Below are 24,525 nucleotides of genomic sequence, written 5' to 3' on the forward strand. Positions count from 1 at the left end.
CACGTTGCGTGAGGGTCAAGGGGAAAATTGAAAAAACCTGCCCCGAAACGGAGCAGGCGGTGTGCTTACTGCTGATGCTCTTGCACCGGGAACCAGCCCGGGGTGTTGACGATCGCCTTCCAGAGCGGGTCGGGCACGACGAGTTCTGCTTGGTCGTTTTTGCTGAGCGTGGTCTTGATCTCCGACTCGCGGCCGGATTGGATCTTCTCCACCCAGTCCGGGTCGACGATCAGCTCGCGGCCGAGCGCCAGCAGCGGAATGCCGGTCTGGATGGCGCGCCGAGCATCGTCTGCCGTATGGATCGAGCCGACGCCCATCACCGGGACGCGGTCGCCCGCTTTTTGGCGGATCAGCTCAATGCGCGTGGTCTCGGTGTCGGCGCCGCTTCTCGGCTGTGAGAAGAAGTCCATCAGCGAAGCATGGATGTAATCAAGCCCCTGATCGGCCAGAGAGTCGACCAGCACCAGCGTGTCTTCCATCGTGATGCCCGGCGTTTCCGGCTCTTCCGGGGAGAAGCGGTAGCCGATCACAAACGGCCCTTTGGCATGCTCGGCCACCACGCGTTTGACTTCTGCTACGATACCCAGCGGGAAGCGCATCCGGTTTTCCAGACTGCCGCCCCACTCGTCGTCGCGGCGGTTGGTGTGCGGGGAGAAGAACTGGTGGATCAGGTAGCCGTTCGCTCCGTGAATCTCCACGCCGTCATAGCCCGCTTCGATCGCGCGGCGCGTGGCCTCGCCAAACGCTTGGATCATCGCCTGAATCTCGTCGCCGGTCAAGGGACGCGGGGCGACCGCGCCTTCTTTCTCCAGCGGCACATCGCTGGCGCTGACCGTCTCGCCGTTTGGCACCAGTTCCGGCGGGCATTGCCTGCCGCCGTGGAAGATCTGCAAGACCGCTTTGGCGCCTTTGCCCTTGATCGTATCGGCCAGGCTGCGGAGGCTTGGGATCATCTCGTCGCGGTCGGCTGCAAATTCATTATGAAACCCTTTCCCGTTTGGCGTCACATAGGTGCAGGCGGTGATCACCATGCCGACCCCGCCGGAGCGGCGCGCGTAGTAGGCGAGCTCCGTATCCGGGACGGTGCCGTCCGGGTTGGACGACCACGTGGTCATCGGGGCCAGCACGATGCGGTTTTTCAACTGAATGCCGCTCTTCAGCGTGAACGGCTCAAATAATGGCTGGTATGTAGGACTCATGTTCTCCATCTAGGCAACCCCTTTCTGAAACCAATATTCCCATCTTCGCCCCTAAAAATCAAACAAGCCGGCCTCTGCAAACGCCAGAGTCCGGCTTGTTTCTTGTGTTGCTGATGCCTTTACTTACTTCCAGATCACCATGCCGTTCCCCAGCTTCTGATACATGTGGGGGACGGAGGCGCGCATGATGTCTTTGTACGCCCAGTAGTTCTTGGGCACATCAGACCATCGCTGCGGCTTGTCGACGTTCAGGTCGTTCCAACCCAGCACTTTGTTGAAGATGACGACCGCTTCTGCCCGGGTCAGCGCATTGTCCGGACGGAACTTGCCGTCCGTGTGGCCGCTGAGCAGGCCCGCTTGTTCGGCGAGCAGGATCGCATTTTTCGCCCAGTGCTTGTCGATGTCGGTAAACGTTGACTTCTGCGGCGTGCCGGACAGCTGTTTCACTTTGCCCAGCACGATGGCGATCTCCGCACGGGACATCTGCTGATTCGGCTGGAACGTGCCGTCCGGATAGCCGACCATCAGCCCGCGCTTGGTGACTTCTGCAATCGCAGGAGCCGCCCAGTTCGAAGCGCTCACGTCGCTGTAGATGCTGACAGACGCTTCTGCTTTGATGTTGATCACTCGCAGCAGGATCGATGCCAGCTCGGCGCGCGTGATGCCGCGATCCGGCTTGAAGGTGCCATCCGGGTAGCCGGTGATGTACGGCTCGATGACGCCTTCTTCCAGCACTTTCGGCTGCAGCGTGATGTTGGTCTGCACGGCGGTTTGACCTACGTGCAGCACCGCATTGCGGCCGTCGTACTGGTCGTAGCCTTCTTTCTCAGCCACGATGTAGTAGTCGCCTTCGGGCAGCAGGAGCCATCCGAATTGACCGTCTTTGCCGGTCGTTTGGCCGTTAGCGTTCTTGTTCGTCATCGGGGACAGTCGCGGCAGCTCCACTTTCGCGCCCGGCGTTCTGCCTTGGCTCTTGTTGAGCGCCGTGTCCGCCCAGTAGACGGTGACGTTTACGCCATCGACCGCTTTCTTGCTGATCGCGTCGGTCACCACGCCAAACGGATCGATGACCGATGCGCTTGCCGTCGCTTCCTTGTTCGCGTTCACAGACAGCATCGCCGTCTGCCCGGCCAGCTTGGTGCCGTTGTCGCCAAGCACGTAGATCACCATGCGATAGGAGCCCGGCTCAATTTTGTTCAGCTCGAACTTGCCGTTTGCGCCGATGATGTCAACGCCCGCTTGCAGGAGCATCTTGCCATCCGGGCTGTACACGTCCGCGCTGAGCTTGTTGCCATTGCCGATCAGCTTGGTGATGTTGCCTTGAAGCGTGCCTTTGACTTTATCCTCAACAGGCGGCACGTAGGCAGCGCGTGTGACGGCGATCGTGTATTCCTGTGTGGTAACGCCGTCCTGAGCGGTCACCAGAATGGTGATCGTGTTCGGTCCGACGGTCAGTGCGACCGGTACGGCATTGCCGCTGACTTGCAGCGTGCCGTTGACCGTCATCGTCGCACCGCCGTGATTGAACGTCGGGGTTACGTTCAGCGTGCTGACGCTGTACGGAACCGCCACGGTGTAAGTGTCGACGTTCGATGCGAAATCAGGAGTCAACGTGCCTGCATCAACCGTCAGATTGCTCAGGGTGGCGTCGGTGGACGGGAGTCCGATCGTCACGGTGATCGTGTATTGGTTCTCCGTATATCCGGGAGCCGTCACGTTCACTTGAATCTCAGTCGTGCCATCGGAGTCAAGCGTAATACTTACTGCTTCACCGGTGGTCGCGGTGCCATTAACCGTAGCAGATGCTCCGGCAACAGCAGGCAGTGTCAAAGTAACGTCGACTTGAGTGGTGCCATAAGGCGCGGTCACCGCGTAAGTCGTCGTGTCTTGATCAAATGTCAGCGCGTCCGCAGGTGTTACATCTAAGCCGGTCAGTTTGATCAGCTCTTCTTCCGTCACCGTGATCGTGTACTGGTTCGCAGTATGACCCGGTGCGGTGACTGCAACGATGATTTCTGTCGTGCGGTCCGCATCCAGCGCGACGGTTACCGCTCCCCCTGTTGTAGAGGTCCCGTTTACCGTCACGGCCGTTCCGGCAACGCCCGGCAGCGTCGGTGTGACATCCACCGAAGCAACACCGTTCTTCACCGTGACCGCATAGCTGTCGTCGTCCGGATCAAACGCCAAACCGCCCGGCGAGTTGACTTCCAGATCGGTCAGCTTGATCAGCGGCAAGGTCGTCACGCTGATCGTGTACTGGTTATCCGTGTAACCCGGTGCGGTGACATCTACCGTGAACGAAGCTGTTCCTGCCCCGTCAAGATCGACCGTCACTTTCCCGTCGGTCAGCGTTTGTCCGTTGACCGTCACCGCCGCTCCGATGACCGGAGGCAGCGCCGGCGTCACGTCGACCTTCGTGGTGCCATACGGCACCGCGACCGAATAGGGCTTGGTATCCGGGTCAAACGTGATGCCGCCCGGAGTGACCGTCAAGCCGGTCAGCTTGATCAGCTCTTCTTCCGTCACCGTGATCGTGTACTGGTTCGCAGTATGACCCGGTGCGGTGACTGCAACGATGATCTCTGTCGTGCGGTCCGCATCCAGCGCGACGGTTACCGCTCCCCCTGTTGTAGAGGTCCCGTTTACCGTCACGGCCGTTCCGGCAACGCCCGGCAGCGTCGGTGTGACATCCACCGAAGCAACACCGTTCTTCACCGTGACCGCATAGCTGTCGTCGTCCGGATCAAACGCCAAACCGCCCGGCGAGTTGACTTCCAGATCGGTCAGCTTGATCAGCGGCAAGGTCGTCACGCTGATCGTGTACTGGTTATCCGTGTAACCCGGTGCGGTGACATCTACCGTGAACGAAGCTGTTCCTGCCCCGTCAAGATCGACCGTCACTTTCCCGTCGGTCAGCGTTTGTCCGTCGACCGTCACCGCCGCTCCGATGACCGGAGGCAGCGCCGGCGTCACGTCGACCTTCGTGGTGCCATACGGCACCGCGACCGAATAGGGCTTGGTATCCGGGTCAAACGTGATGCCGCCCGGAGTGACCGTCAAGCCGGTCAGCTTGATCAGCTCTTCTTCCGTCACCGTGATCGTGTACTGGTTCGCAGTATGACCCGGTGCGGTGACTGCAACGATGATCTCTGTCGTGCGGTCCGCATCCAGCGCGACGGTTACCGCTCCCCCTGTTGTAGAGGTCCCGTTTACCGTCACGGCCGTTCCGGCAACGCCCGGCAGCGTCGGTGTGACATCCACCGAAGCAACACCGTTCTTCACCGTGACCGCATAGCTGTCGTCGTCCGGATCAAACGCCAAACCGCCCGGCGAGTTGACTTCCAGATCGGTCAGCTTGATCAGCGGCAAGGTCGTCACGCTGATCGTGTACTGGTTATCCGTGTAACCCGGTGCGGTGACATCTACCGTGAACGAAGCTGTTCCTGCCCCGTCAAGATCGACCGTCACTTTCCCGTCGGTCAGCGTTTGTCCGTTGACCGTCACCGCCGCTCCGATGACCGGAGGCAGCGCCGGCGTCACGTCGACCTTCGTGGTGCCATACGGCACCGCGACCGAATAGGGCTTGGTATCCGGGTCAAACGTGATGCCGCCCGGAGTGACCGTCAAGCCGGTCAGCTTGATCAGCTCTTCTTCCGTCACCGTGATCGTGTACTGGTTCGAAGTATGACCCGGTGCGGTGACTGCAACGATGATCTCTGTCGTGCGGTCCGCATCCAGCGCGACGGTTACCGCTCCCCCTGTTGTAGAGGTCCCGTTTACCGTCACGGCCGTTCCGGCAACGCCCGGCAGCGTCGGTGTGACATCCACCGAAGCAACACCGTTCTTCACCGCGACCGCATAGCTGTCGTCGTCCGGATCAAACGCCAAACCGCCCGGCGAGTTGACCTCGAGATCGGTCAGCTTGATCAGCGGCAAGGTCGTCACGCTGATCGTGTACTGGTTATCCGTGTAACCCGGTGCGGTGACATCCACCTCAATAACGGTCGTCCCGTCTGCATCAAGCGAGACGGAAGCTTTTCCTCCTGCGAGGGCCAGACCATTGACTGTGGCATTTGCTCCGGCCACAGCGGGCAAAGACGGCGTGACATCCACAGATCCGGTTCCATAAGGCACCGATACTGTGTAGGTAGTATTATTCGGATTAAAACTCAACCCGCCCGGCGGCGTCACTTGCAAACCGGTCAGCTTGATCAGCTCTTGCTCTGTCACTGTGATCGTGTACTGGTTCGCAGTATGACCCGGTGCGGTGACTGCAACGACGATCTCGGTCGTGCGGTCCGCATCCAGCGCGACGGTTACCGCTCCCCCGGTTGTAGAGGTCCCGTTCACCGTCACGGTCGTTCCGGCGACGCCTGGCAGCGTCGGTGTGACATCCACCGAAGCAACACCATTCTTCACCGTGACCGCATAGCTGTCGTTATCCGGATCAAACGCCAAACCACCCGGCGAGTTGACCTCGAGATCGGCCAGTTTGATCTGCGGTATGTCTTCCGTCACCGTGATCGTATACTTGTTGGACGTATAGCCCGTTGCATGTACATCCACCTCGATCACGGTCGTCCCGTCTGCATCAAGCGTGACGGTTGCCTTCCCTCCGGACAGCGCCTGAGAGTTCACCGTTGCACTCGCTCCGGCAACAGCAGGCAAGCTCGGCGTGACCTCAACAGATGCGGTTCCATTCGGAACCGTAACCGAGTAATTCTTCGTGTTCGGCAGGAAGCTCAAGCCGCCTGGCGGTGTCACTTGCAGGCCGGTCAGTTTGACCAGCGGCTGCTCATTCACCGTGATTGTGTATTCGTTATCCTTATAACCCGTCGCCTTTACATCCACCGTGATTGTCGTCGATCCATCCGCATCCAGCGTGACGGCTGCTTTCCCGCCAACGAGGGGTTGGCTGTTCACCGTCGCGCTGGCCCCGGCAACTGCCGGCAGGGTCGGCGTGACATCAACCGAGGCGGTTCCGTTCGGAACCGTTACCGTATACGACTTGGTGGCCTTCGTGTAATCGATGCCGCCGGGAGAAGATACTTCCAGGTCGGTCAATTCGATTTGCGGCGTTTCCACCGCGACCGAAGTTTGCATCAGCCCGGCCGGGCCGACGACGACAAATTTGCTTTGGCCATAGGCGACCGATTTGAAGTTGCCTGAAGCAGTTTTCGGCGTTTCTGTTATCCAATTCACGCCGTCTTCAGAAGAGACGATCGTACCGCCATCCCCGACCGCGACAAATTTGCCGCCGCCATACGCGACGCCATTCAGTGTAGCCGCCGTCTTGCTGTCCTGCGTCGTCCAAACATTGCCGTCTGTCGATGTAGCAACAAACCCGGATATGCCGACTGCAACAAATTTGTTGTTGCCATAAGCCACATCGTACACACCGCTGCCTGAAATCGTGCCAGCGCTAAAGTTCTCCCCATCGTTCGAGTGGTAAACTACGCTGGCCGTAGCTTCAGCATCGAAGCCTGCAGCAACAAACTTTCCGTCCCCGAAAGCTGCGGCCATCAGGTACGATCCATCATTTTTAGACGGAGCGGGGCTGAAGAAGTCATTGTCATCGGAGACCAAAATCGTTCCATTATAGCCAACCAGTACAGTAAGAGGAATCCCATTTGTCCCCTCTGCACCGTAAGCAACGTCCTCCAAAAATTGATTGGTCTGCGAGGTTGCTCCGCTGTACACCTTCCATGGTTCATAAGAGTCAGTAGTTGGCGAAGTGAGATACCCGCCATCACTCGTGCCTACCCAGCGATCGCCCGCATAAGCCATGCCGGTCACCACATTGCTTCCGACAACTGTACTCTCTTCTTTGTGTTGCCATGTGTTTCCGTCGGCGGTGTACCCCAAGAAACCCGAACTGTTTGACACGAACCACTGACCGTTCCCGAACGCGATCGCTTCAAGTTCGTAGTTAAAGTTTAACGAGTTTGCGGGATCCGGGTCGAGATCTGCCCACGTAGTGGGCGCAGCGCTTGCCAGTTGTGCAAATTGACCCGCACCGCTCACCAAAAACACAAGCAGAAAAATAATGCATAAACTCAGAGACTTTTGGAACCGCCGCATAAAGTTACTGAATTGCATGAAACTCCTCCCCGCACAGATACCACTTACAGGTTAAATGGAATCTGCGGTTTAAAAGTAAACAGCCCCTTCCCCCAGTCACCCCCTTTTCTTCCGAAAGCACCCAGTTAAAGATAAAGAGTCATTCTAATGATAAAGCATCGAAGCCCACCAGTAAACGTTTTTCGGCAACTTTTTAGGTTAAATCGATTACTTCTCACATGGAAGATGATTGATCAATTACCCTATGTTATAATAAATACTAAAATGTAGAACGTTTCTGCGAATTCTGCAGGAATTGACTGGAGAGAAACCATGATTCAGAAGGTCCCGGCACGTCTGGAAGATGATCTCTTCCTGTTTCAACTGTACGCTGAGACCCGCAGCGCAGAAATGCAGGCGCTGGGCTGGGATGACGCAATGCAGCAAAGTTTTTTGCACATGCAATGGAAGGCGCAAAGCCAGTCCTACGCGTTGCAATATCCGGATGCTGAACACTCCATCCTAAACTTTCGCAATCTTCCAATCGGCAGGGTTATCGTAGACCGCAGCCGTTCGGAGACCCGGCTGGTCGACCTGACTTTGCTGGCCGCATCGCGCAATCAGGGTATCGGCACCGGGATTTTGCAAGAATTGCTGGAAGAAGCGACCAAAGCAAACCAGCCGCTGCGACTGAGTGTTCTCAAGACCAACCCGGCTCAAACGCTTTACACGCGTCTTGGCTTTGTCAAAACCGGGGAAAATGAGTTGTATAACTTCATGGAATGGAGCCAGCCCGTCTCGGGCTATGCATTCCCATAAATCTAGCTACGAGGTGAAAACGAATGAGTGAATCTTATTTGGGCGAAATCCGCATGTTTGCAGGCAACTTCGCTCCGCAAGGCTGGGCGCTGTGCAATGGCCAAATACTCAGCATTGCTGAAAACGAAGCGCTGTTTGCTCTGCTTGGAACCACCTATGGCGGTGACGGGCAAACCACGTTTGGACTCCCTAATCTTCAAGGGCGTGTAGCGGTTCACCCCAGCACCACTTATCCGCGTGGTTCCATGGCCGGCACCGAAAATGTCACGCTGCTGACCAACCAGATGCCCGCTCACACTCACACCGCCATGTCATATGGCACAGCAGGCACGATCGACACGCCGAGCAATAACGTCTGGGCCTCTCGCTCACTGAAAACTTATGCTACCGGCGACGGGCAGACCACGGTCGACATGAACGCGCAGGCACTGTCTGTCGTTGGCGGCACTCAGCCGCACAACAACATGATGCCTACCACGACGATCTCGTTTATCATCTCGCTTTACGGTGTCTTCCCGCCGCAGCCGTAGTCCCGTCAGAATTCAACCACCTAAGGAGGAATCCCCTATGTCAGAACCGTTCGTGGGCGAAGTTCGCTTGTTCGCCAACAACTATGCACCGCGCGGCTGGATGTTTTGTGAAGGCCAGATCCTGCAGATCAACCAGAACCAGGCGCTCTATTCCCTGCTCGGCAACGTATACGGCGGAGACGGTGTAACTACGTTCGCTTTGCCGGACTATCGCGGCCGTGTGCCGATTCATGTCAGCCCTACCATTCCGCTCGGAACTTCACAAGGAGAAGCTGCCCATACTTTGACGGTCAATGAGATGCCGCAGCATACACATCAAGTCTCGGCAGCATCCGCCAACGCTGCTGATCCCTCCCCGTCCGGCGGCGTTTGGTCTTCTCAGCTCAACGGTTATTCTCCGGCAGCTCAGCTCGTTGCGATGGACGTAGAAGCGATCGGTGTAACGGGTGGCAGCCAGCCGCATGAAAATATGCAGCCGTATTTGGTTTTGAACTACGCCATCGCAATCCAGGGAATCTTCCCAAGTCGAAATTAGAAGGAGGCGAACATCGTATGGCAGACGCATATATCGGTGAGATTCGCATTTTTGCAGGAAACTTTGCACCGAAAGGCTGGGCCCTTTGTAACGGCCAGTTGATGTCGATCGCACAAAATACAGCCCTCTTCTCTATTCTCGGCGTTCAGTACGGAGGAGATGGAAAAACGACCTTCGCATTGCCCAACCTGATGGGCGGCGCGGTCATGAACCAAGGTTCCGGACAAGGTTTGACCCCGCGCAACATGGGTTCAAAGGTTGGCACTTCAACCGAAACGCTTCTCATCACAGAGATCCCGGCACATACTCATGTCCCGCAAGCAGTGGATGCAGCCGGTACCGAGAAAGACGCGACGAACAACATTTGGTCACAGTCGCAAAAACAAGGTGTGCCGCCGAAATCGACAAATCTGTATAACCCGACCCCGGATATCCAAATGTCCCCAGTGGCATTAAACATCACCGGCGGTTCGCAGCCGCACAACAACATGCAGCCGTTCATCGCGCAGAACTTCATCATCTGCCTGCAGGGCGAATTCCCGTCCCGCGGCTAAGACGCTTATCGCAAGCAAAACAGCCCGGCTCCTCACGGAACCGGGCTTTTGTTTTGCACATCAAGCGCGCCTACTCCTTGTACTCGTCATCCTCTTCTTTCTGGTTGCGCTCATTCCACGGCGCGGCGATGTCTTCCAGCAGCGCCATCACTTGGATGAACTCGGCGGTGTTCATGTCGAGGCGGATGTAGGAGCGCATCTCTTCCTGCGGCACGTTGCCGTTCAGATACTGTTGATACAGCGCTTCCCAGATGTCGGACGGCACGCTGAAGGCGATGTTGTTCGCCGCCAGCTCGATCAGCTCGTCGTCGTCCTTGATCTCGGAGATCTCGTCATTTTTGCGATACTCCATCACTTTGTTGTAAATGGTCTGCAGTGCGCCTTTATGCACCCAGGACCCGCTGTTGATCGCATCTTCGAACAGGCTGCGGATGTTCGTCCCGCGCTTGCCGTCTTGTGCCATCGCTTTGACGAGGTTGGCCCCCATCTTGCCGCGCCGTTTATAATGCCCCCGGTAGGTCTCGATCTTCGCCGTGTGCACAGAAAGGTGCATCTTGTCCTGCACAAACAGATGCGTCGACTGGTCCCGCAGATGGTCGATGCCCGGGATGTTCTTATGGTAGCTGTTTGCGTCCATCTCCTCGACCTCCATGTCCCGCGACTGGGTGGAGGTGTAATGCTCCAGCAGGTCGCCCTGCACCATTTTCCCCGGCAGTTTCTTTCCGTCCCGCTCCGCCACGCGCGCCTCAAACTGCGGCCGCATCTGATCGAGCAGTTCCTGCTGATCCGGATTCAGCATGTCGGTCGGGTCGAAATCGCTGCCTGTATCGTCTTCCAGCATCCCCTGCATCTTCTGCAGCGTCTTGATCTCCTCCTGCGTCGCCTCGACCAGCCCCTTGCCGATCGCATCCAGCCATGCCGCCGCTGTCAGTTCATACACGCGCGAGTCATCGACGCTGACCTCTTCCCCCGACTGCTTGATCTTCATCCGCTGCGCCACCGGCATTTTCGCCTGCAGCATCTGGTGGCGCAACATCTGCCCCGTGCGCCGGTTGCCCAGCAGCTTTTGCATTTGCAAAATCGGATGCGGCGCCGCTCCCGGCGTCTGTGCCCGCGCCGAACTTGGCGTCGCTTGCCCCGTGCTCCCTTTCTGTTGCGAAACGAATCTCATCGCTTCCCGGCTCCCGTCTGATTAAAAGTTATATACATTTTAACACGAAACAAACGGGAGAAGGAATTCGCACTTCCACATGGAAACATTTAGGAATCAAAAAAGTGGAGGGACAACGATGCACATCAAAATGCTCAACATCACCGCCGTCATGATGGGAGAAACCAACACGATCCACCCCACGCTGGTCTGGGATGACGAAAACGCCATCCTCATCGACACCGGCTACCCTGGCCAGCTGCCCTTGATCCGCACGGCGATGGAAGAAGCCGGAGTGCCTTTTGAAAAATTGACCCAGGTCATCATCACCCACCAGGACCTCGACCACGTCGGCTCCCTGCCTTCGATTCTGCAGGAAGCGGCGCAAAAGATCGAAGTCCTCGCCAACCCGATCGAGATCCCCTACATCGACGGCAGTAAACGCCCGCTGAAGCTGACCGACGAAGCGGTCGCCCAAGCGGAAGCCTCGCTGCCGCCGGACGTGCCGGCCGAGTGGAAACAGGCCTTCCTGTCCCTTTTGAAAAATCCGCCCCAAGCGCCGGTCGACACCACCATCGCGCACGGCGATACCCTCCCCTGCGGCCTGACCGTCATCGACACGCCGGGACATACACCGGGCCACATTTCGCTCTACCACGCGCCGAGCAAAACCCTGATCGCAGGCGACGCCATGGTGATCGAAGCGGGGCAGCTGAACGGCCCGTCCCCGCTCTACACGCTCGACATGGAGACGGCGACCCGCTCCCTGCAGCAGTTCACCTCCTTCGACATTGAGACGGTGATCTGCTACCACGGCGGTTCCGCAAGCGACAACGTGAACCAGCGTCTTTCAGAGCTGGCTGGTGTATAATAGAGTTGCACTTATCTCATAAATTAGGGAGCGATCCTCATGAGCACTCTCACGTACTCCGTCTCGACCGCCATCGGGTGGGGCGAGCTGGTCAAAAGCGCCTACAGCACCTATGAACTCGACACCAAAGATATCAATCCGCCTACTGCTGTCAACCTTCCGGCCGGCTGGCAAGTTGTCGCCAACCTGCAAAGCGATCCGGTGGCAGGCATTTTCTCGCAAATCCAATTCATCGGCTTCATCGTGCAGTCCACCACAGACGCCACCCAATACGGGATCGTCTTCCGCGGCACCGAAGGCGTGATGGACTGGCTGGCCGACTTTGAAGCGCGCCATACCGATTTCACCGCCGTGCCAAACGGCGGCCGCACCGAATCGGGTTTTACCCAGATGTTCGAATCCTTGAACGCGGTAAAACCGGGTGAATCTGCGCTGCAGAGCTTGGACGAGTTCTTGAAAACGTTGCCCGGCGACACGGCGATCACCGTCACCGGCCACAGCTTGGGCGGCGCGATCGCCAACCTGACCGCGATCTGGATCGCCGCCAAACATGCGAGCTTCCCGCTGGAGCTGTACTCCTTTGCCGCGCCGATGACCGGCGACGCTACATTTGCGGCGACGTTCAACCTGCTGGTGCCAAACAGCTTCCGCATCTACAACAAGCCGGACATCGTGCCAACCGTGCCGTTCCATCAGCTCGGGTACGATCAGGTCAACACCGGGCACGAAGTGAACTCGCTCAACTACCCCAACCTGCCGCGCAACATCCTCGGCTACCACTCGATGGATACGTATCTCTACCTGCTGCAGCAAGAGCTGCAACAGTAACAGTAACAGTAACAGCAGCCAAAAAGGCAACCGTCTCGGGTGCCTTTTTGCTTATGCTTTTCAAAAAAATCATGGCCTCTCAGGAGACCATGATGAAAAGTTGATCGGCAGTATGTCTTACTTTTGCACGTATTCGACCAGTCGCGGCAATACAGCCACTTCCCAGCCATGCGCCATTTTGGCGCGGACGGCAGATGCTTCTTCGCCGCTTTCGAGCACCTTGCCTGCTTCCCAGCCGTCATGGAGCAGGGTAAATTCGGTCTTGCCCGCTTCCGTCTCGTGCAGCTCAAAGGTGACGATCCAGTTCTGGCCCCACGTGAAGACCAGCTTGTTCGGCGGGTCGAGCTCGGTCACTTTGCACGGGGATTTGCCAAACGGGCCTTCCAGCGCAAATTCATTGCCGAGCACCGGCTGAAAATCGTTTGGCATAAACCAGGTGGCAATGCCTTCCGAAGTGGCAACAGCGTCCCACACCTTTTGAATCGGCGCGTTCAATTGAATCGTATTACGAATAACAGGAAGAGTTCCTTGGTTGGTTTCAGACATGGGTACAACCTCCAAAGCAGAAGTATTGGAAACCATCTGGTTTCGTATTGATTATACGTAACCGTTTGGTTTCCTGTCAAGCAGTTCGGCTGCTCACACTTCCAGTCTGCTTACCGGGCTGCTTCTCCATACATCTCGATCAATTCCCGTTTGCGTGTCCAGAGCCGTTCGCTGAGGTTGACGTGATACTTCTCCGGGTTCAAATTCCGCAGATACTCCCCGTCGAACTGTTCGAGCTGCGTTTGGTGATACGCTTTGACCGCCCCGATCTCCGGCAGAGCATAGACCAGTTTCCCCTCATCAAAAATCGTCTCCAGCAGCGGCACCGCCGTGTAGCCTTCGACGAATTTGTGAACGTGCGTATGCACCGGGTCGAACAGCTTGATCCGCTCCCCTTTTGTCACATCGGTCTCTTCTGGCAAGGCGAGATAGTCCCCTTGCGCTTTGCCCCGTGCGTTCAAAATGCGGTACACCTTTTTCCGATACGGGGTGGTGATCTTCTCCGGGTTGCCGCTGATCTTGATCGAAGGCTCCATCTTTCCGTGCAGTTCGCGCTCAACCAGCTTGTACACACCGCCCAGCGCGGGCTGGTCATACGCGGTGATCAGCTTCGTGCCGACGCCCCAGATGTCGACTTGCGCCCCTTGGACTTTCAAATGCAGGATCGTGTGCTCGTCGAGGTCGTTGGACGCAGCGATTTTCACATAGGACAGCCCGGCCTCGTCGAGCATCTTCCGCGCCACTTTCGACTGGTAAGCGATGTCGCCCGAGTCGAGGCGGATTCCAAACAGCTTCTTGCCGCGCTGCTCCAACTCTTTGGCGACTTGGATCGCGTTGGGCAGGCCCGACCCCAGCGTGTTGTACGTGTCGACCAGCAGCGTCGTGCTCTCCGGGAACACCTCGGCAAATCTGCGGAACGCTTCCAGCTCCGTCTCATGCGTCTGCACCCAAGAGTGCGCGTGCGTGCCTTTGGTCGGGATGCCAAACTGCATCCCGGCCTGCATGTTCGACGTCGAGTCAAACCCTGCGATATACGCCGCCCGCGTCCCCCACACCGCCGCATCCGCTTCGTGTGCCCGCCGCGTGCCCATTTCGATCAGGTAGCTTTCCGGGCCGACCTCTTGGCGAATGCGGGCTGCTTTCGTGGCGATCAGCGTTTGAAAATTCACGGCGTTAAGCAGCGCCGTCTCGATGATCTGCGCCTCCAGCACGCGGGCTTCCACCTGCAACAGCGGCTCGTTGGGAAACACGACCGACCCTTCGCGCACCGCCCGCAGTGTGCCGGTGAAGCGGAAGTTCCGCAGCTCCTCCAAAAATTCGGCCGAGTAGCCCTCCGGCTGTTTTTGCAAAAAGAGGATCATCTCATCTGAAAAATGCAAGCTGCGCAGGTACGCCGCCACCCGCTCCAGCCCGGCAAAAACTGCATAGCCGCTGCCAAAAGGCAAGTTGCGAAAATACATCTCGAAGACTGTCTGCTGATTGTGCGTGCCGTTTTGAAAATGCGCATAAGCCATCGCCAGCTGATAGTTGTCTGTGTTCAGCGTCAAGTTCTCCATCGCTTAGGACTGGAAAATTTCCGACACGATTTCAAAGGAACGCAGACGGGCCGCGTGGTCGTAGATCTGCGCGTTGATCATCAATTCGTTGGCCTGCGTCTTGTCGAGGAAGGCCTGCAGTTTCTCTTTCACGCGCTCCGGACCGCCGACGATGGAAGAGCCGAGCTGCTGCTTGACCGCGTCTTTTTCATACTCGGTCCAGTAGTCGTCCATGTTGTCGACCGGCGGCTGCAATTGGCCGGGACGGTTGCGGATCAGGTTGAGGAACTGCTGCTGCATCGACGTCGCCAGGCGGCGCGCTTCCCCGTCAGTGTCGGCGGCGACCACGTTCAACCCAACCATCGCATACGGCTCGTCGAGCACGTCGGACGGCTGGAAGCTGCGGCGGTACAGATCGAGCGCCGGCATCGTGAAGCGCGGCGAGAAATGGGCGGCAAACGCAAACGGCAAGCCGAGCATCCCGGCCAACTGTGCGCTGAAAGCGCTGGAGCCAAGCAGCCAGATCGGAATCTTCAGCCCTTCGCCGGGGATGGCGCGGACCGGCATCTGCTCCGGCGGAACGGGCGGGTTGAAATACGCCCGCAGCTCCTCGACCAGCTCCGGGAAGTCTTCCCCGTTGCTGTTCAGTCCCCGGCGCATCGCGCGCATCGCCGGCTGGTCGGAGCCCGGCGCACGGCCGAGACCGAGGTCGATGCGCCCCGGATACAGGGATTCCAAGGTGCCAAATTGTTCGGCGATCATCAGCGGCGCATGGTTGGGCAGCATGATCCCGCCCGACCCGACGCGGATCGTCGACGTGCTGCCTGCGATGTGCCCGATCAGCACCGAAGTGGCCGAGCTGGCGATGCCCGTCATGTTGTGATGCTCGGCGAGCCAATAGCGGGTATAGCCCCACTTCTCGGTATGCTGAGCCAGATCTACACTGTTGCGAAACGCCTGCGTCGCGTTGCTGCCCACGACGATCGGCGCGAGGTCTAATACGGAATAGGGAATCTCACGCAGTTGCATGTTGTGCTCCTCCTCATTTGGAAACGCCATCCTTAGTATGATCTCATTTGCGTTCCGCATGAATCTGTACGATGGCTTACAGCAAAAAGTACAGCAAAGCACAGCAAAAAACCCTACCTCCACCACGTGGAGACAGGGTATTCTGCCGCATGCACGCGCACCGCTTCGCCGAGCTTCGGCGTGGCCAGCGTGACATTGTTCAGTTGTGCCGCTTGTAACACGCGCTCGACCGGATCGGTCCAGTCATGCAGCGCCAGCGTAAACGCCGCCCAGTGAATCGGGATCAGCACCTTGCCTTGCACATCGAGGTGCGCCTGCACCGTCTCTTCCGGCATCATGTGGATCGCCGCCCAGCGCGGGTCGTATTGTCCACACTCCATAAACGTCAGATCGAACGGCCCGTACGCCCGCCCAATCTCCTGAAAATGCGGGCCATAACCGCTGTCACCGCTGAAATACAGCTTGGTCTGCTCCCCGATGATCACCCATGAGCACCACAGGGTCGAGTCGCGGTCGGTCAGGCTCCGTCCGGAAAAATGCCTGGCAGGCGTGCAGGCCAAGGTCAGCCCTTCGTACTGGAATTCACTCCACCAGTCGTGCTCCTGAATCTTCTCCGCCGCCACGCCCCAGCGTTTGAGATGCGCGCCGACGCCAAGCGGGACGATAAACTGGCGGACTTTATGTTTCAAGCGTTTGATCGAGCCATAGTCCAGATGGTCGTAATGATCGTGTGACAAAATCACCGCGTCGATCACCGGCAGCTCTTCGATCTCAAACGGCAGAGAGCCGCTGTAGCGCCCGCCCCCAAACTGCGGAAACGGCGACGGGGTCCGGCCGAACATCGGGTCGACGAGCAGCGTTTTCCCGTCCAGTTGCAAGAGCAGCGCCGAGTGCCCAAACCACGTGACTTTTGCGTCCTGATCTTCCGGCAGGTGCAGCGGCTCCATCGGCAAAGGCGAGCCTGGTTTGCGATTCGGATTCGGTTTCACAAAATCCCGCAGGATCGACAGTGACGTTTTGACACTGCTGTCCATGCGGGTCGGGATCTGGTTGATGAACTTCCCGTTTTGAAAATTCTTCGACTGCACGCGGCGCTGTTTCTGCTCAGAGGAAGGCTTGCCCCCGAGATGCGGATAGAAGTTGAGCACCAGAATGACAGCGACGACGAGTGCAGCCAGTATGCTGAGTGTAAGGATCATCGACAGTTCCCTCTTTTATCGTTTCAATATAAACTTCGCCACAGATAAAAGGTAGCATACGCCTCCCAATTTTTCCACGGGCGGGCCAGATGTTCCATTTCCGTAAGCGTCGGTTTGCGCTCCAGGCCAAGCTGCGCCTTGATCGCGTTGTGCAGCCCGACGTCAGCAAGGGGAAAGGCGGAGGTGTCGCCGAGACAGCGCAGCCGCACGTAATTTGCCGTCCACGGGCCGATGCCGCGGACTTTGACCATCTGCTTTTCCGCCGCTGCCGGGGTGAGTTCGAGCAGGGCTTGTTTGCTTAGTTTGCCAGTGGCCAGCTGTTGTGCCACTTCGATGATGTATTCTGCTTTTTTCCCGGTGAATTGCAGTTCGCGCAACTCGTCCACCGTAAGCGTTGCCACTTGTTCCGGGCGCGGGAAGAGCCAGTAGCTTTGAAACGATTCGCCGAACGCTTCGACAAAGCGGCGTTTCAGCGTGTAAGCAAACGCCAGATTGATCTGCTGGCCCATGATCGCCCAGCACAGCGCCTCGAACAGGTCAGGAATGCGGATCACGCGCAGCCCGTAGTACTTTTCTGCCAGACTCTTCAAGATGGAGTCTTCCGCCGCCATCGCGTAAAAAGGCGCCAGATCCCGATCCAAATCAAGCCACTCCCGCACGTATTCAACCACTGCCGCCTTCTGCGCTTCGCTTGGCATCCCGTTCAAAAACCGCAAGAGAAGCGTTCCGACCTCCCCGCTGCTGAGTTCAAACAAGACAGGTGCCCCGTCGATCTTCAACAGCTTCCGCACACACCCGTCTTCCACTTGGTACAGGCACTCATTCGCTGATCTCCCCAGATAGACCAACGCCTCTTGAAACCTAAAAGCATCAGGCACTTCAATCACACAAATAGATTCGGAAACAGCGAAAGGCACCTTCTCAGGTGCCTGCTGGTCTTGCTTTTCTACCATCCGAAGTCCAGCGTCTTTCCGGTCTCGACGAGCGTCTTGATGTTGCTCAGGATCATCCACCAGCTCGACTCGGCGTTTTGCAGGGACGGGTGGTCAGGCTTGATCTGGTCGTTGACGAGGGTCAGCTTGGTGCAGTTGCCGACCGTCTCCAGCGTAAACGTCACGCGCGTATCCAGTTCGGCATCGTACTCGCGATAGGACGGGCCTGCATTCTCCGTGTAGCTGAGCACTTGATGCGGCTCATACTGCAAGATCTTCCCGTGCACATGCACCGTCTCATCTCCGTCCGCACCCGGTCCCACGTACGCGTAAGGTGTGCCCACTTCAAACGTCGAACGAATCACACAGTTGAAAAACGTCTTGCGCGTTCCTTCCGGCGATACGAACGCATCCCAGACCTGCTCCCGGGTGCCGTCGATATAAAACTCATACTTCAGTTCCATGTTTCTCCTCCTCGAGATATGCGTTACTATGAAGTATAACCGTTTATTAGATAAATGTATCGTAAAAACGCGACACGCACAGGAGTGAAACCAATGAAGCCGATGGGCGTTCTGAAAATAGCAGAGGGCAAGTCCAAATTCACCCTCACCCGCCATGCCCCGTCCGACGCGCTCCGCCCGTTTATCAAACACTACTGGATCGTCGCCTGGGACCTGCGCGGCCAAGAGCCGTACCTGCAACACGTCGTGCCAAACCCCTGCGTCAACCTCGTGATCGAGCCCGGCAAAACGGCGATCTACGGCGCCTCCACCCAGAAATTCTCCTACTTCCTCCAAGACCACGGCTTGGTGTTCGGCATCAAATTCCATCCCGGCGGCTTCTACCCGTTTCTCAAGCAGCCCGTCTCCCAACTGTCCACACAGCCCCACCGGCTCTGCGACGTATTTGGCGTCGACGACTCGCACATCGAGCAGCAAATCCTCGCCCAAGACAGCGACGAACAAAGAATCGCGCTCGCCGAACAGTTCCTCCTGCCCAAACTCCCGCAGCCCGATGAAAATGTGACCCTGATCAACGCCATCATCGACCGGATCATCACCGACCCCAACATCACCAAAGTCGATCAGGTCTGCGAACAACTCTTCATCAACAAAAGAAAACTCCAACGCATCTTCGACCAATACGTTGGAGTAACCCCGAAATGGGTGATCAAATTATACCGCCTGCAAAACGCCGCCGAAGCGCTGGAACAGGGTCAGCACCGGGACTTGGCACAGCTTTCCGCCGAGCTCGGCTACTACGACCAGTCCCATTTTATCAAAGACTTCAAAACGATCATCGGCAAAACGCCTGTCGAGTACACGTCCGCTACCTAGCGGCCCGGATTATTTCCCACGTTGTTGCGCTCTTCCAGCATCTCCGGAAGCACGTTGTCCAAAAAGTACTGCACCGAACGCAGCTCCCGGAAGGAGTTGATCGTCGACAGAGCTTCCTCGTAGATCTCCATGAACAGGGGCTCCGGGTTGCCTTTCAAAATCTCGCCAAACGATTCGTACAGCAGGTCGATCTTGTCGGCTGCGGCGAGGATTTTGCCTTCGATCGTGTCGTCCTTGCCTTCGCTGAAGCGCTGCGTGTAGATCGCCCGAAACTCCTCCGGAATCTCCGCCTCGATAAATTTCCGCGTCATCGTTTCTTCCACTTGAGAAAAGAGTTCCTTCAGCTCCGGGGAGGCGTACTTGACCGGCGTCTTGATGTCGCCGGTGAACAGCTCGGCGTAGTCGTGGTTGATCGCTTTTTCATAGAGCAATCTCCAATCGATCGCCGTCCCGTGGTGGTCTTCCACCGTGCCAAGGAATTGAGCGATTTTCGTCACTTTAAAGGAGTGGCTGGCCACCGAATGCTCCTGATATTTGAACTTGCCCGGGCAGCGGTTGATGCCCTCCAGATCGGACAGGCTCTTAAAGTAGTTATGGATTCCCATGTTGAATCGCTCCTCTCTCTCGTCTAGGTATTTCGAAAGACTATATCAAAGAGCGCCGGGAAGCACAAGCTACAGATTTTGGAGTTTTTCGTGGAGCAGTCGGAATGCGGTGTGCAGCGCATCTTTGGGCACCTGTGCATAGCGGTCGCCGATGCCGACTTCAAAAGAGCTGGTGCTCTCATCATACTCGCGCACATAAGGCGTTAAGCCAACACCGGTCTCCGCATAGACGGCCGCCAAGATCGGCTCCAGCTCTGCTTTCGGCAGCTCAACATGCACATGGAACATGTTCGACACCGGCACTTCCGGCCACGTCGTCACGCGCGGGCACTGGTTGTAAAGGCCGGCCAGCTCTTGCGCCTGCTCGTAATACTGCCCCATCTTCGGAATCCGCTGGTCGAAATATGCATCCGCGGTGAGGATATACGGATACAGCGAGATCAAGTCCCCGCCATGGCGGCGTTTCCAGACTTTCGATTGCTTGGTAAACTCGGCGCTCCCGGCCAGAATCGCCCCGGCAATCCCGCCGATGCCTTTGTAAAACGACACATAAACGCTGTCAAAAAGCGCGCAGACTTCCTGCGCCGTCTTTTGATAGTACGGCAAAATTTCAAACAGGCGCGCCCCGTCCAGATGCAGCCGGATGCCCTTTTCTCGGCAATGGGCGGAGATCTTCTGCAGATCTTCAAACGACGGCAACTGCCCGCCGATCTCGCGCTGCGGCAGTTCGAGCAGCAGGCAGGCGATCTCCTCCTGCAGGTTCAAGATCTCCTCGAGCTGAATCAAACGGTCTTTCTCGCCGAGCAGCACCGATTCGATGCCGTGCAGTTCGCGCAGGCCCGCCTCTTCATGGATTTCCAAATGGGACAACGGGTGATAGGCGACCTTTTTCAGCCCCAACTCATCACACCAGATGCGCAGCGCGATCTGCTGCGCCATCGTGCCGCTCGGAAAAAAGACGGCCGACTCTTTGCCCAAATACTCTGCCATTTTTGCTTCAAAATCTGCGATCAGCTTGCCCGAACCGTACATATCGCCTTCAACGGTGCCTTCCACCTCATTCAGCACATCTTTCAGCACTTGCACGATGCGCTTGCCGTGGCCCCCCACTTGATACTGCGTCTGGGCAAAAGCCTCTGCTACTACGTTATGTCCGCTCACTTGATCATTTACCCCTTTCCAGCTCTTCTTCTGTCCTCATTTTACCACATCAGGATTCCAGCATCACGGCAGCCGCCGCCGCTTCTTGTCCATTTACGAGCAGCACGATCCGATGCTCCCCCGGATAATGGCGGCGGGTCGACAGGTCGGCCCATTTGTGTGTCCGCACGCCGGAAAGCGTTGCGCCGCCGGGCACCGTTTTGTCGGAGAGCAGAAACAGCTTGCGCGAGACGCCACGCTTTTTCACAAAATCAATCCCGTACTCCACCCGGATCTTCACCTGCTCGCCTTCGCGAATCTGCAAGGCATACTGCAGCTCACAGTTCTCTCCGATCCGCACCGTGGCAGGCGCTGCCGAGAGCGAGGCTTGCGTGACCAGGGCATCACCTTCCGCCGTATCCGCATAGCCAAACAGCTGCATCACTTCCGGGTCGGCTTGGCGCACCAGCGTCCGGCACCCGCGCCGCACGATCCAGTCGGTCAGCGGATGCACGCCGAGCCAGCGGCGTGCCGTCTCGATGACCAGCTGAGGGTGGTCTTTGGCGATGTCGTTTAAGTTGTTGGCCACGCTTTTGCGCACATAGAGCGACGGGTCTGCTTTCAGCAGTTCCAAGAGCTGCAGCACCGGAGCCGGGTCGCGTTTGAACATCGGGAGCGCTTGTCCCCACGGCAGGCGCGGGCGGCACCCTTCGCTGGCCAGGCGGCGCAGATGTTCATTTTCATCCTGCGCCCATATCGTCATCTGCGCCATCATCCGCTCCGGCTCGCGCAGCAGAAACGGCCGCACAGCAAACTCTGCCGTCGACAGCTTGGTAAACCGCGCCAACGCCTGCATCGACAGCTCCCAATCTTCTTCCGCCTGCCCGTACACTTCCACAAAGTCGGGGAAAAATAGATACGGCAGCCCCGTGCAGCCTTCCTCGACCGCAAACAGCACCGCCAGCGCCTCCTCATAGCGCGACGGCAAAAACTGCCCCAGCCGCTCCGTGATCCGCCGCATCCGCGCTTTCAGCTCCAGCGTCTCCCACGGCGCTTCCAGCACCGCCGCAACAAATCCGTCCACATCAAACGCGCCATACACTGCACGCACCTTCTCGCCAAAACCACGCAAGAATTCCTCATGATAAACCGCCTTCAATTCCGCCACCCTGACCGCCTCCCGATCCGCTTCATCCACAAAAAGAAGCAGACCTCTTCCCAGCTGTTCAGCTTCGAGAGGTCTCCTTCTGCTAATTCTTTACAATCACTCTACCACAGAGGCATCACGCTTCGCACCGAAAACGAATTTCTTTTTCGAGATGAACCGTCTGTCGATGATGAACGCGAGGAGCACAGCCGCCACGATCAGCAATGCCAAGTTGCCATACGTCTCGTACGCAAACGCCTTGCCTTCCAGCGTCACACCGTTGGCGCGGTACTCAAATCGCTTCACCGCATGTTCTGCCGTCGAGACATCTTCCTGCTGCGCCAGGTCTTCCAGCGGCTCTTCAAAAACGAAGCGGTCTGCCGAGTTCGCATGGGGGTACTCGATGGCAGGCACATCTTGCAATTCACTCCAAGCCTTAACTTCATCCTCCGCCAGCGACTTGCCCTCCGTGCCGGTCACAAACATGCGATCCAGCTTCGGTGCATCTGCCAACTGATGGCGGGCCACGATGTTCAAGCCGTGCTTCGTGACGATCGGCCGATCCGATTGGGAGATCGTCTTGACCTGCGTGGTGCCGGTGTCGGCATAGGTGTCAAAGACGGACGACAGCGCCATCTCTTCCATGCCGTCATAAAGCATCACGCCCGTTTGCACCTTGTTCCATTGGAAGGCATTGTTGACCACATAGATCCCGAAGAAGCGGGCATCAACCGAATATGGATCAACCGTCGGGTTCTGAACGTACTGGTACATCGGGTATTTCGCTTCCGCTGCCACTTTTTTCGCCATCGGCTCGCCGAGTTTTTGCGAGATCGTGTAGAGAACTGCATCAAAGCCGCCCGTCTGTCCGCCGGAAGTGACGAGGTTGCCAGTTGCGACATAGCGCTGGTTGGCTTGCCAGTCGACATTCGGGAAAGAACTGCCCTGCAAACTGATCGCCTGCCAGTGCGTTGTCGCCTGCTTCCCGTCGAGCAGCCCGGCGTCGGCCAGGTTCATCGCGCCGCCGCAGATGCTGACCAACGTGGTGTCCTTGTGCTTTTGGATATACTCGCGAATCGGTTTGTACAGCTCTTTGTCTACAATCGGGATGTACGGAATCACGATGATGTCCGGGCTTTTCTTGAGCATGGCGTCCAGTTCATCAAACGAGTAGTGCGGTGCCACTTCCAGCCCGCCGGACAGCGACTTGACCTTTTTGTCAGGCGCCACCGCGTAGACGTTATACGCTTCGGTCATCGCAAACAGATCATACGGAATGAGAAAATCGAACACTTCGGTCGTCGTCGACGCATCGCTCATCAGGACGGCCACGGTCGGTTTTTCCGCATCATGTTCCGGAACGCTCACATCCTGCCATTCCGGGAACGTCCCTTGGTACACCGAGCCGTAAAAATCGCGGTAGGTGCTGCCATATCCCAAGAACCCGGCCCCGCCGACCACCAAAATCAATGTCATCAGATAGACCACAAAACGCAGCAAAATCTTTTTCACTCGCTTCTTCCTCCTCCAATGTTTTCCTGTTGTTGGCTCTAATTTACCATACCCCCCTACTGTATGTAAAGCATAAAAAACAAATGTGCCGGGTTAGCACATTTGTTGGGTTCCTACTTTTTGATCAGTTTGGTGATCGTGATCAGGAGTTCGTCGATCACTTCCTGATCGCCTTCCTGGAGCCGCTCCACGACGCAGCTGCGCATGTGGCCTTCGAGCAGCAGTTTGCCGACGCTATTCAGCGCCGATTGGCAGGCGGCGATCTGGTTGAGCACGTCGTCGCAATAGGCGTCCTTCTCGATCAGCCCTTTGACGCCGCGGATCTGCCCTTCGATGCGGTTCAGGCGCGCGACCAGATTGGACTTCATCTTGTCCGAATGGTGGCTTTTGCGTTCACCGTCAGCGTGGCAGCTTACGTCGTTCAGCTCCACGTCTTTCATGTCTTCCGATTCCACAGGGCATCCCCCTCCTTGCTTTAAATATGAGATACCTACGTAGGGTATGTCAAGCAAGGATTTTTAAACACGATGCAATTACGAAGTCATTTTCAGCGCTTCCTGCTCCACCAGTTGCAAGAACTCCTCGACCACTTTCAGGTTGCTCTTCTGGTTCCCGAGCTTGATCATCGCGCGTCCCAGGAAATTCACGCCTTTGTTCTGCCCGGCGTAGACGAACTTCGTGTGCGTCTCATCAAGCTTCTGCAGCGTAAAGGTCAGATCGACCTCAAATGCCTTCCCGATCACAAAAGCGATCCGCTTCCGCTTCAACTCCGGCAGGTCTTCATAAGCGAGCGTCTCCACGATGTACGTTTCCACGCGTTTCCCTTCCCGGTATTTCTGCTGGTGTTTGGCGCCAACTTCCTGCTCCGATTTTTCAATGCAGGTGTGCTCTTCGACCTTGGGCATGATCTTCTGAATGTGCTTGTCCGAAAACAGCGCCCACACTGTTTCGATATTTGCCCCAATCGTCGTTTCCTCGTTCCACTCGATCATTG

General features: G+C 57.2%; 22 protein-coding genes. 7 read left to right on the forward strand and 15 right to left on the reverse strand.

Annotated elements, in window-relative coordinates:
- Positions 1 to 65: 65 nt before the first annotated feature.
- Positions 66 to 1,199, reverse strand: coding sequence for an NADH-dependent flavin oxidoreductase (locus CBW65_RS06325; protein WP_087459141.1), 1,134 nt, complete (start codon positions 1,197 to 1,199; stop codon positions 66 to 68).
- 123 nt (positions 1,200 to 1,322) lie between these two features.
- Positions 1,323 to 6,722, reverse strand: a complete 5,400-nt coding sequence (locus CBW65_RS06330) for a cadherin-like beta sandwich domain-containing protein (RefSeq protein WP_198299767.1) — start codon at positions 6,720 to 6,722, stop codon at positions 1,323 to 1,325.
- Between the two features lie 870 nt (positions 6,723 to 7,592).
- Between CBW65_RS06330 and CBW65_RS06335 the strand changes: the two genes are divergently transcribed.
- The 4 genes from CBW65_RS06335 to CBW65_RS06350 are packed head-to-tail and all read left to right on the forward strand — an operon-like array spanning position 7,593 to position 9,697.
- Positions 7,593 to 8,078 (forward strand): GNAT family N-acetyltransferase, encoded by a 486-nt coding sequence (locus CBW65_RS06335; RefSeq protein WP_087456137.1) that lies wholly within the window; start codon positions 7,593 to 7,595, stop codon positions 8,076 to 8,078.
- A 23-nt stretch (positions 8,079 to 8,101) separates the two neighbouring features.
- Positions 8,102 to 8,608, forward strand: coding sequence for a phage tail protein (locus tag CBW65_RS06340; RefSeq protein ID WP_087456138.1), 507 nt, complete (start codon positions 8,102 to 8,104; stop codon positions 8,606 to 8,608).
- A gap of 37 nt (positions 8,609 to 8,645) precedes the next feature.
- Positions 8,646 to 9,143, forward strand: coding sequence for a phage tail protein (locus CBW65_RS06345; RefSeq protein WP_087456139.1), 498 nt, complete (start codon positions 8,646 to 8,648; stop codon positions 9,141 to 9,143).
- Positions 9,144 to 9,160: 17 nt separating this feature from the next.
- Complete coding sequence (locus CBW65_RS06350; RefSeq protein WP_087456140.1) at positions 9,161 to 9,697, forward strand: phage tail protein; 537 nt, start codon at positions 9,161 to 9,163, stop codon at positions 9,695 to 9,697.
- A 70-nt stretch (positions 9,698 to 9,767) separates the two neighbouring features.
- Here the strand turns inward: CBW65_RS06350 and CBW65_RS06355 are convergent, their stop codons facing one another.
- Positions 9,768 to 10,868, reverse strand: a complete 1,101-nt coding sequence (locus tag CBW65_RS06355) for a hypothetical protein (protein WP_087456141.1) — start codon at positions 10,866 to 10,868, stop codon at positions 9,768 to 9,770.
- Positions 10,869 to 10,986: 118 nt separating this feature from the next.
- On the opposite strand from CBW65_RS06355, the gene CBW65_RS06360 reads away from it, so the two are divergent.
- Together CBW65_RS06360 and CBW65_RS06365 are read left to right on the forward strand one after the other, a co-directional pair.
- Positions 10,987 to 11,718: an MBL fold metallo-hydrolase gene (locus CBW65_RS06360; RefSeq protein WP_232463453.1), complete on the forward strand. Its 732-nt coding sequence runs from the start codon at positions 10,987 to 10,989 to the stop codon at positions 11,716 to 11,718.
- Positions 11,719 to 11,757: 39 nt separating this feature from the next.
- Positions 11,758 to 12,546: a lipase family protein gene (locus CBW65_RS06365; protein WP_087456142.1), complete on the forward strand. Its 789-nt coding sequence runs from the start codon at positions 11,758 to 11,760 to the stop codon at positions 12,544 to 12,546.
- A 117-nt stretch (positions 12,547 to 12,663) separates the two neighbouring features.
- Here CBW65_RS06365 and CBW65_RS06370 read toward each other — a convergent pair whose 3' ends face one another.
- The 6 genes from CBW65_RS06370 to CBW65_RS06395 form a co-directional block, all read right to left on the reverse strand.
- Positions 12,664 to 13,092 (reverse strand): SRPBCC family protein, encoded by a 429-nt coding sequence (locus CBW65_RS06370; protein WP_087456143.1) that lies wholly within the window; start codon positions 13,090 to 13,092, stop codon positions 12,664 to 12,666.
- A gap of 110 nt (positions 13,093 to 13,202) precedes the next feature.
- The gene (locus CBW65_RS06375; protein ID WP_087456144.1) at positions 13,203 to 14,648 is read right to left on the reverse strand and encodes a nicotinate phosphoribosyltransferase; all 1,446 of its coding nucleotides are present in this window, start codon (positions 14,646 to 14,648) and stop codon (positions 13,203 to 13,205) included.
- 3 nt (positions 14,649 to 14,651) lie between these two features.
- Positions 14,652 to 15,656, reverse strand: coding sequence for an LLM class flavin-dependent oxidoreductase (locus CBW65_RS06380; protein WP_087456145.1), 1,005 nt, complete (start codon positions 15,654 to 15,656; stop codon positions 14,652 to 14,654).
- A gap of 113 nt (positions 15,657 to 15,769) precedes the next feature.
- A complete protein-coding gene (locus tag CBW65_RS06385; protein ID WP_087456146.1) occupies positions 15,770 to 16,855 on the reverse strand; it encodes an MBL fold metallo-hydrolase in 1,086 nt (361 codons plus the stop codon).
- 23 nt (positions 16,856 to 16,878) lie between these two features.
- Positions 16,879 to 17,646, reverse strand: coding sequence for a DNA-3-methyladenine glycosylase family protein (locus CBW65_RS06390; protein WP_332457833.1), 768 nt, complete (start codon positions 17,644 to 17,646; stop codon positions 16,879 to 16,881).
- A 155-nt stretch (positions 17,647 to 17,801) separates the two neighbouring features.
- The gene (locus CBW65_RS06395; protein WP_087456148.1) at positions 17,802 to 18,251 is read right to left on the reverse strand and encodes an SRPBCC family protein; all 450 of its coding nucleotides are present in this window, start codon (positions 18,249 to 18,251) and stop codon (positions 17,802 to 17,804) included.
- 93 nt (positions 18,252 to 18,344) lie between these two features.
- Between CBW65_RS06395 and CBW65_RS06400 the strand changes: the two genes are divergently transcribed.
- The gene (locus CBW65_RS06400; protein WP_087456149.1) at positions 18,345 to 19,127 is read left to right on the forward strand and encodes a helix-turn-helix domain-containing protein; all 783 of its coding nucleotides are present in this window, start codon (positions 18,345 to 18,347) and stop codon (positions 19,125 to 19,127) included.
- Here the strand turns inward: CBW65_RS06400 and CBW65_RS06405 are convergent.
- The 6 genes from CBW65_RS06405 to CBW65_RS06430 all read right to left on the reverse strand — a co-directional run bounded on the left by CBW65_RS06405 (position 19,124) and on the right by CBW65_RS06430 (position 24,523).
- Complete coding sequence (locus CBW65_RS06405) at positions 19,124 to 19,732, reverse strand: HD domain-containing protein (RefSeq protein WP_087456150.1); 609 nt, start codon at positions 19,730 to 19,732, stop codon at positions 19,124 to 19,126. The genes CBW65_RS06400 and CBW65_RS06405 overlap by 4 nt on opposite strands.
- A 69-nt stretch (positions 19,733 to 19,801) precedes the next feature.
- Positions 19,802 to 20,893, reverse strand: coding sequence for a threonine aldolase family protein (locus CBW65_RS06410; RefSeq protein ID WP_087456151.1), 1,092 nt, complete (start codon positions 20,891 to 20,893; stop codon positions 19,802 to 19,804).
- A gap of 49 nt (positions 20,894 to 20,942) precedes the next feature.
- Positions 20,943 to 22,040, reverse strand: coding sequence for a DNA alkylation repair protein (locus CBW65_RS06415; RefSeq protein ID WP_087456152.1), 1,098 nt, complete (start codon positions 22,038 to 22,040; stop codon positions 20,943 to 20,945).
- A 96-nt stretch (positions 22,041 to 22,136) separates the two neighbouring features.
- Complete coding sequence (locus tag CBW65_RS06420) at positions 22,137 to 23,495, reverse strand: DJ-1/PfpI family protein (protein WP_087459143.1); 1,359 nt, start codon at positions 23,493 to 23,495, stop codon at positions 22,137 to 22,139.
- A gap of 149 nt (positions 23,496 to 23,644) precedes the next feature.
- On the reverse strand, positions 23,645 to 23,971 hold the full coding sequence (locus CBW65_RS06425) for a metal-sensitive transcriptional regulator (protein WP_087459144.1): 327 nt from the start codon (positions 23,969 to 23,971) through the stop codon (positions 23,645 to 23,647).
- 93 nt (positions 23,972 to 24,064) lie between these two features.
- Positions 24,065 to 24,523, reverse strand: coding sequence for an SRPBCC family protein (locus CBW65_RS06430; protein WP_087456153.1), 459 nt, complete (start codon positions 24,521 to 24,523; stop codon positions 24,065 to 24,067).
- Positions 24,524 to 24,525: the final 2 nt, after the last annotated feature.

The sequence above is a fragment of the Tumebacillus avium genome, assembly GCF_002162355.1.
Classification (GTDB): Bacteria; Bacillota; Bacilli; order Tumebacillales; family Tumebacillaceae; genus Tumebacillus_A; species Tumebacillus_A avium.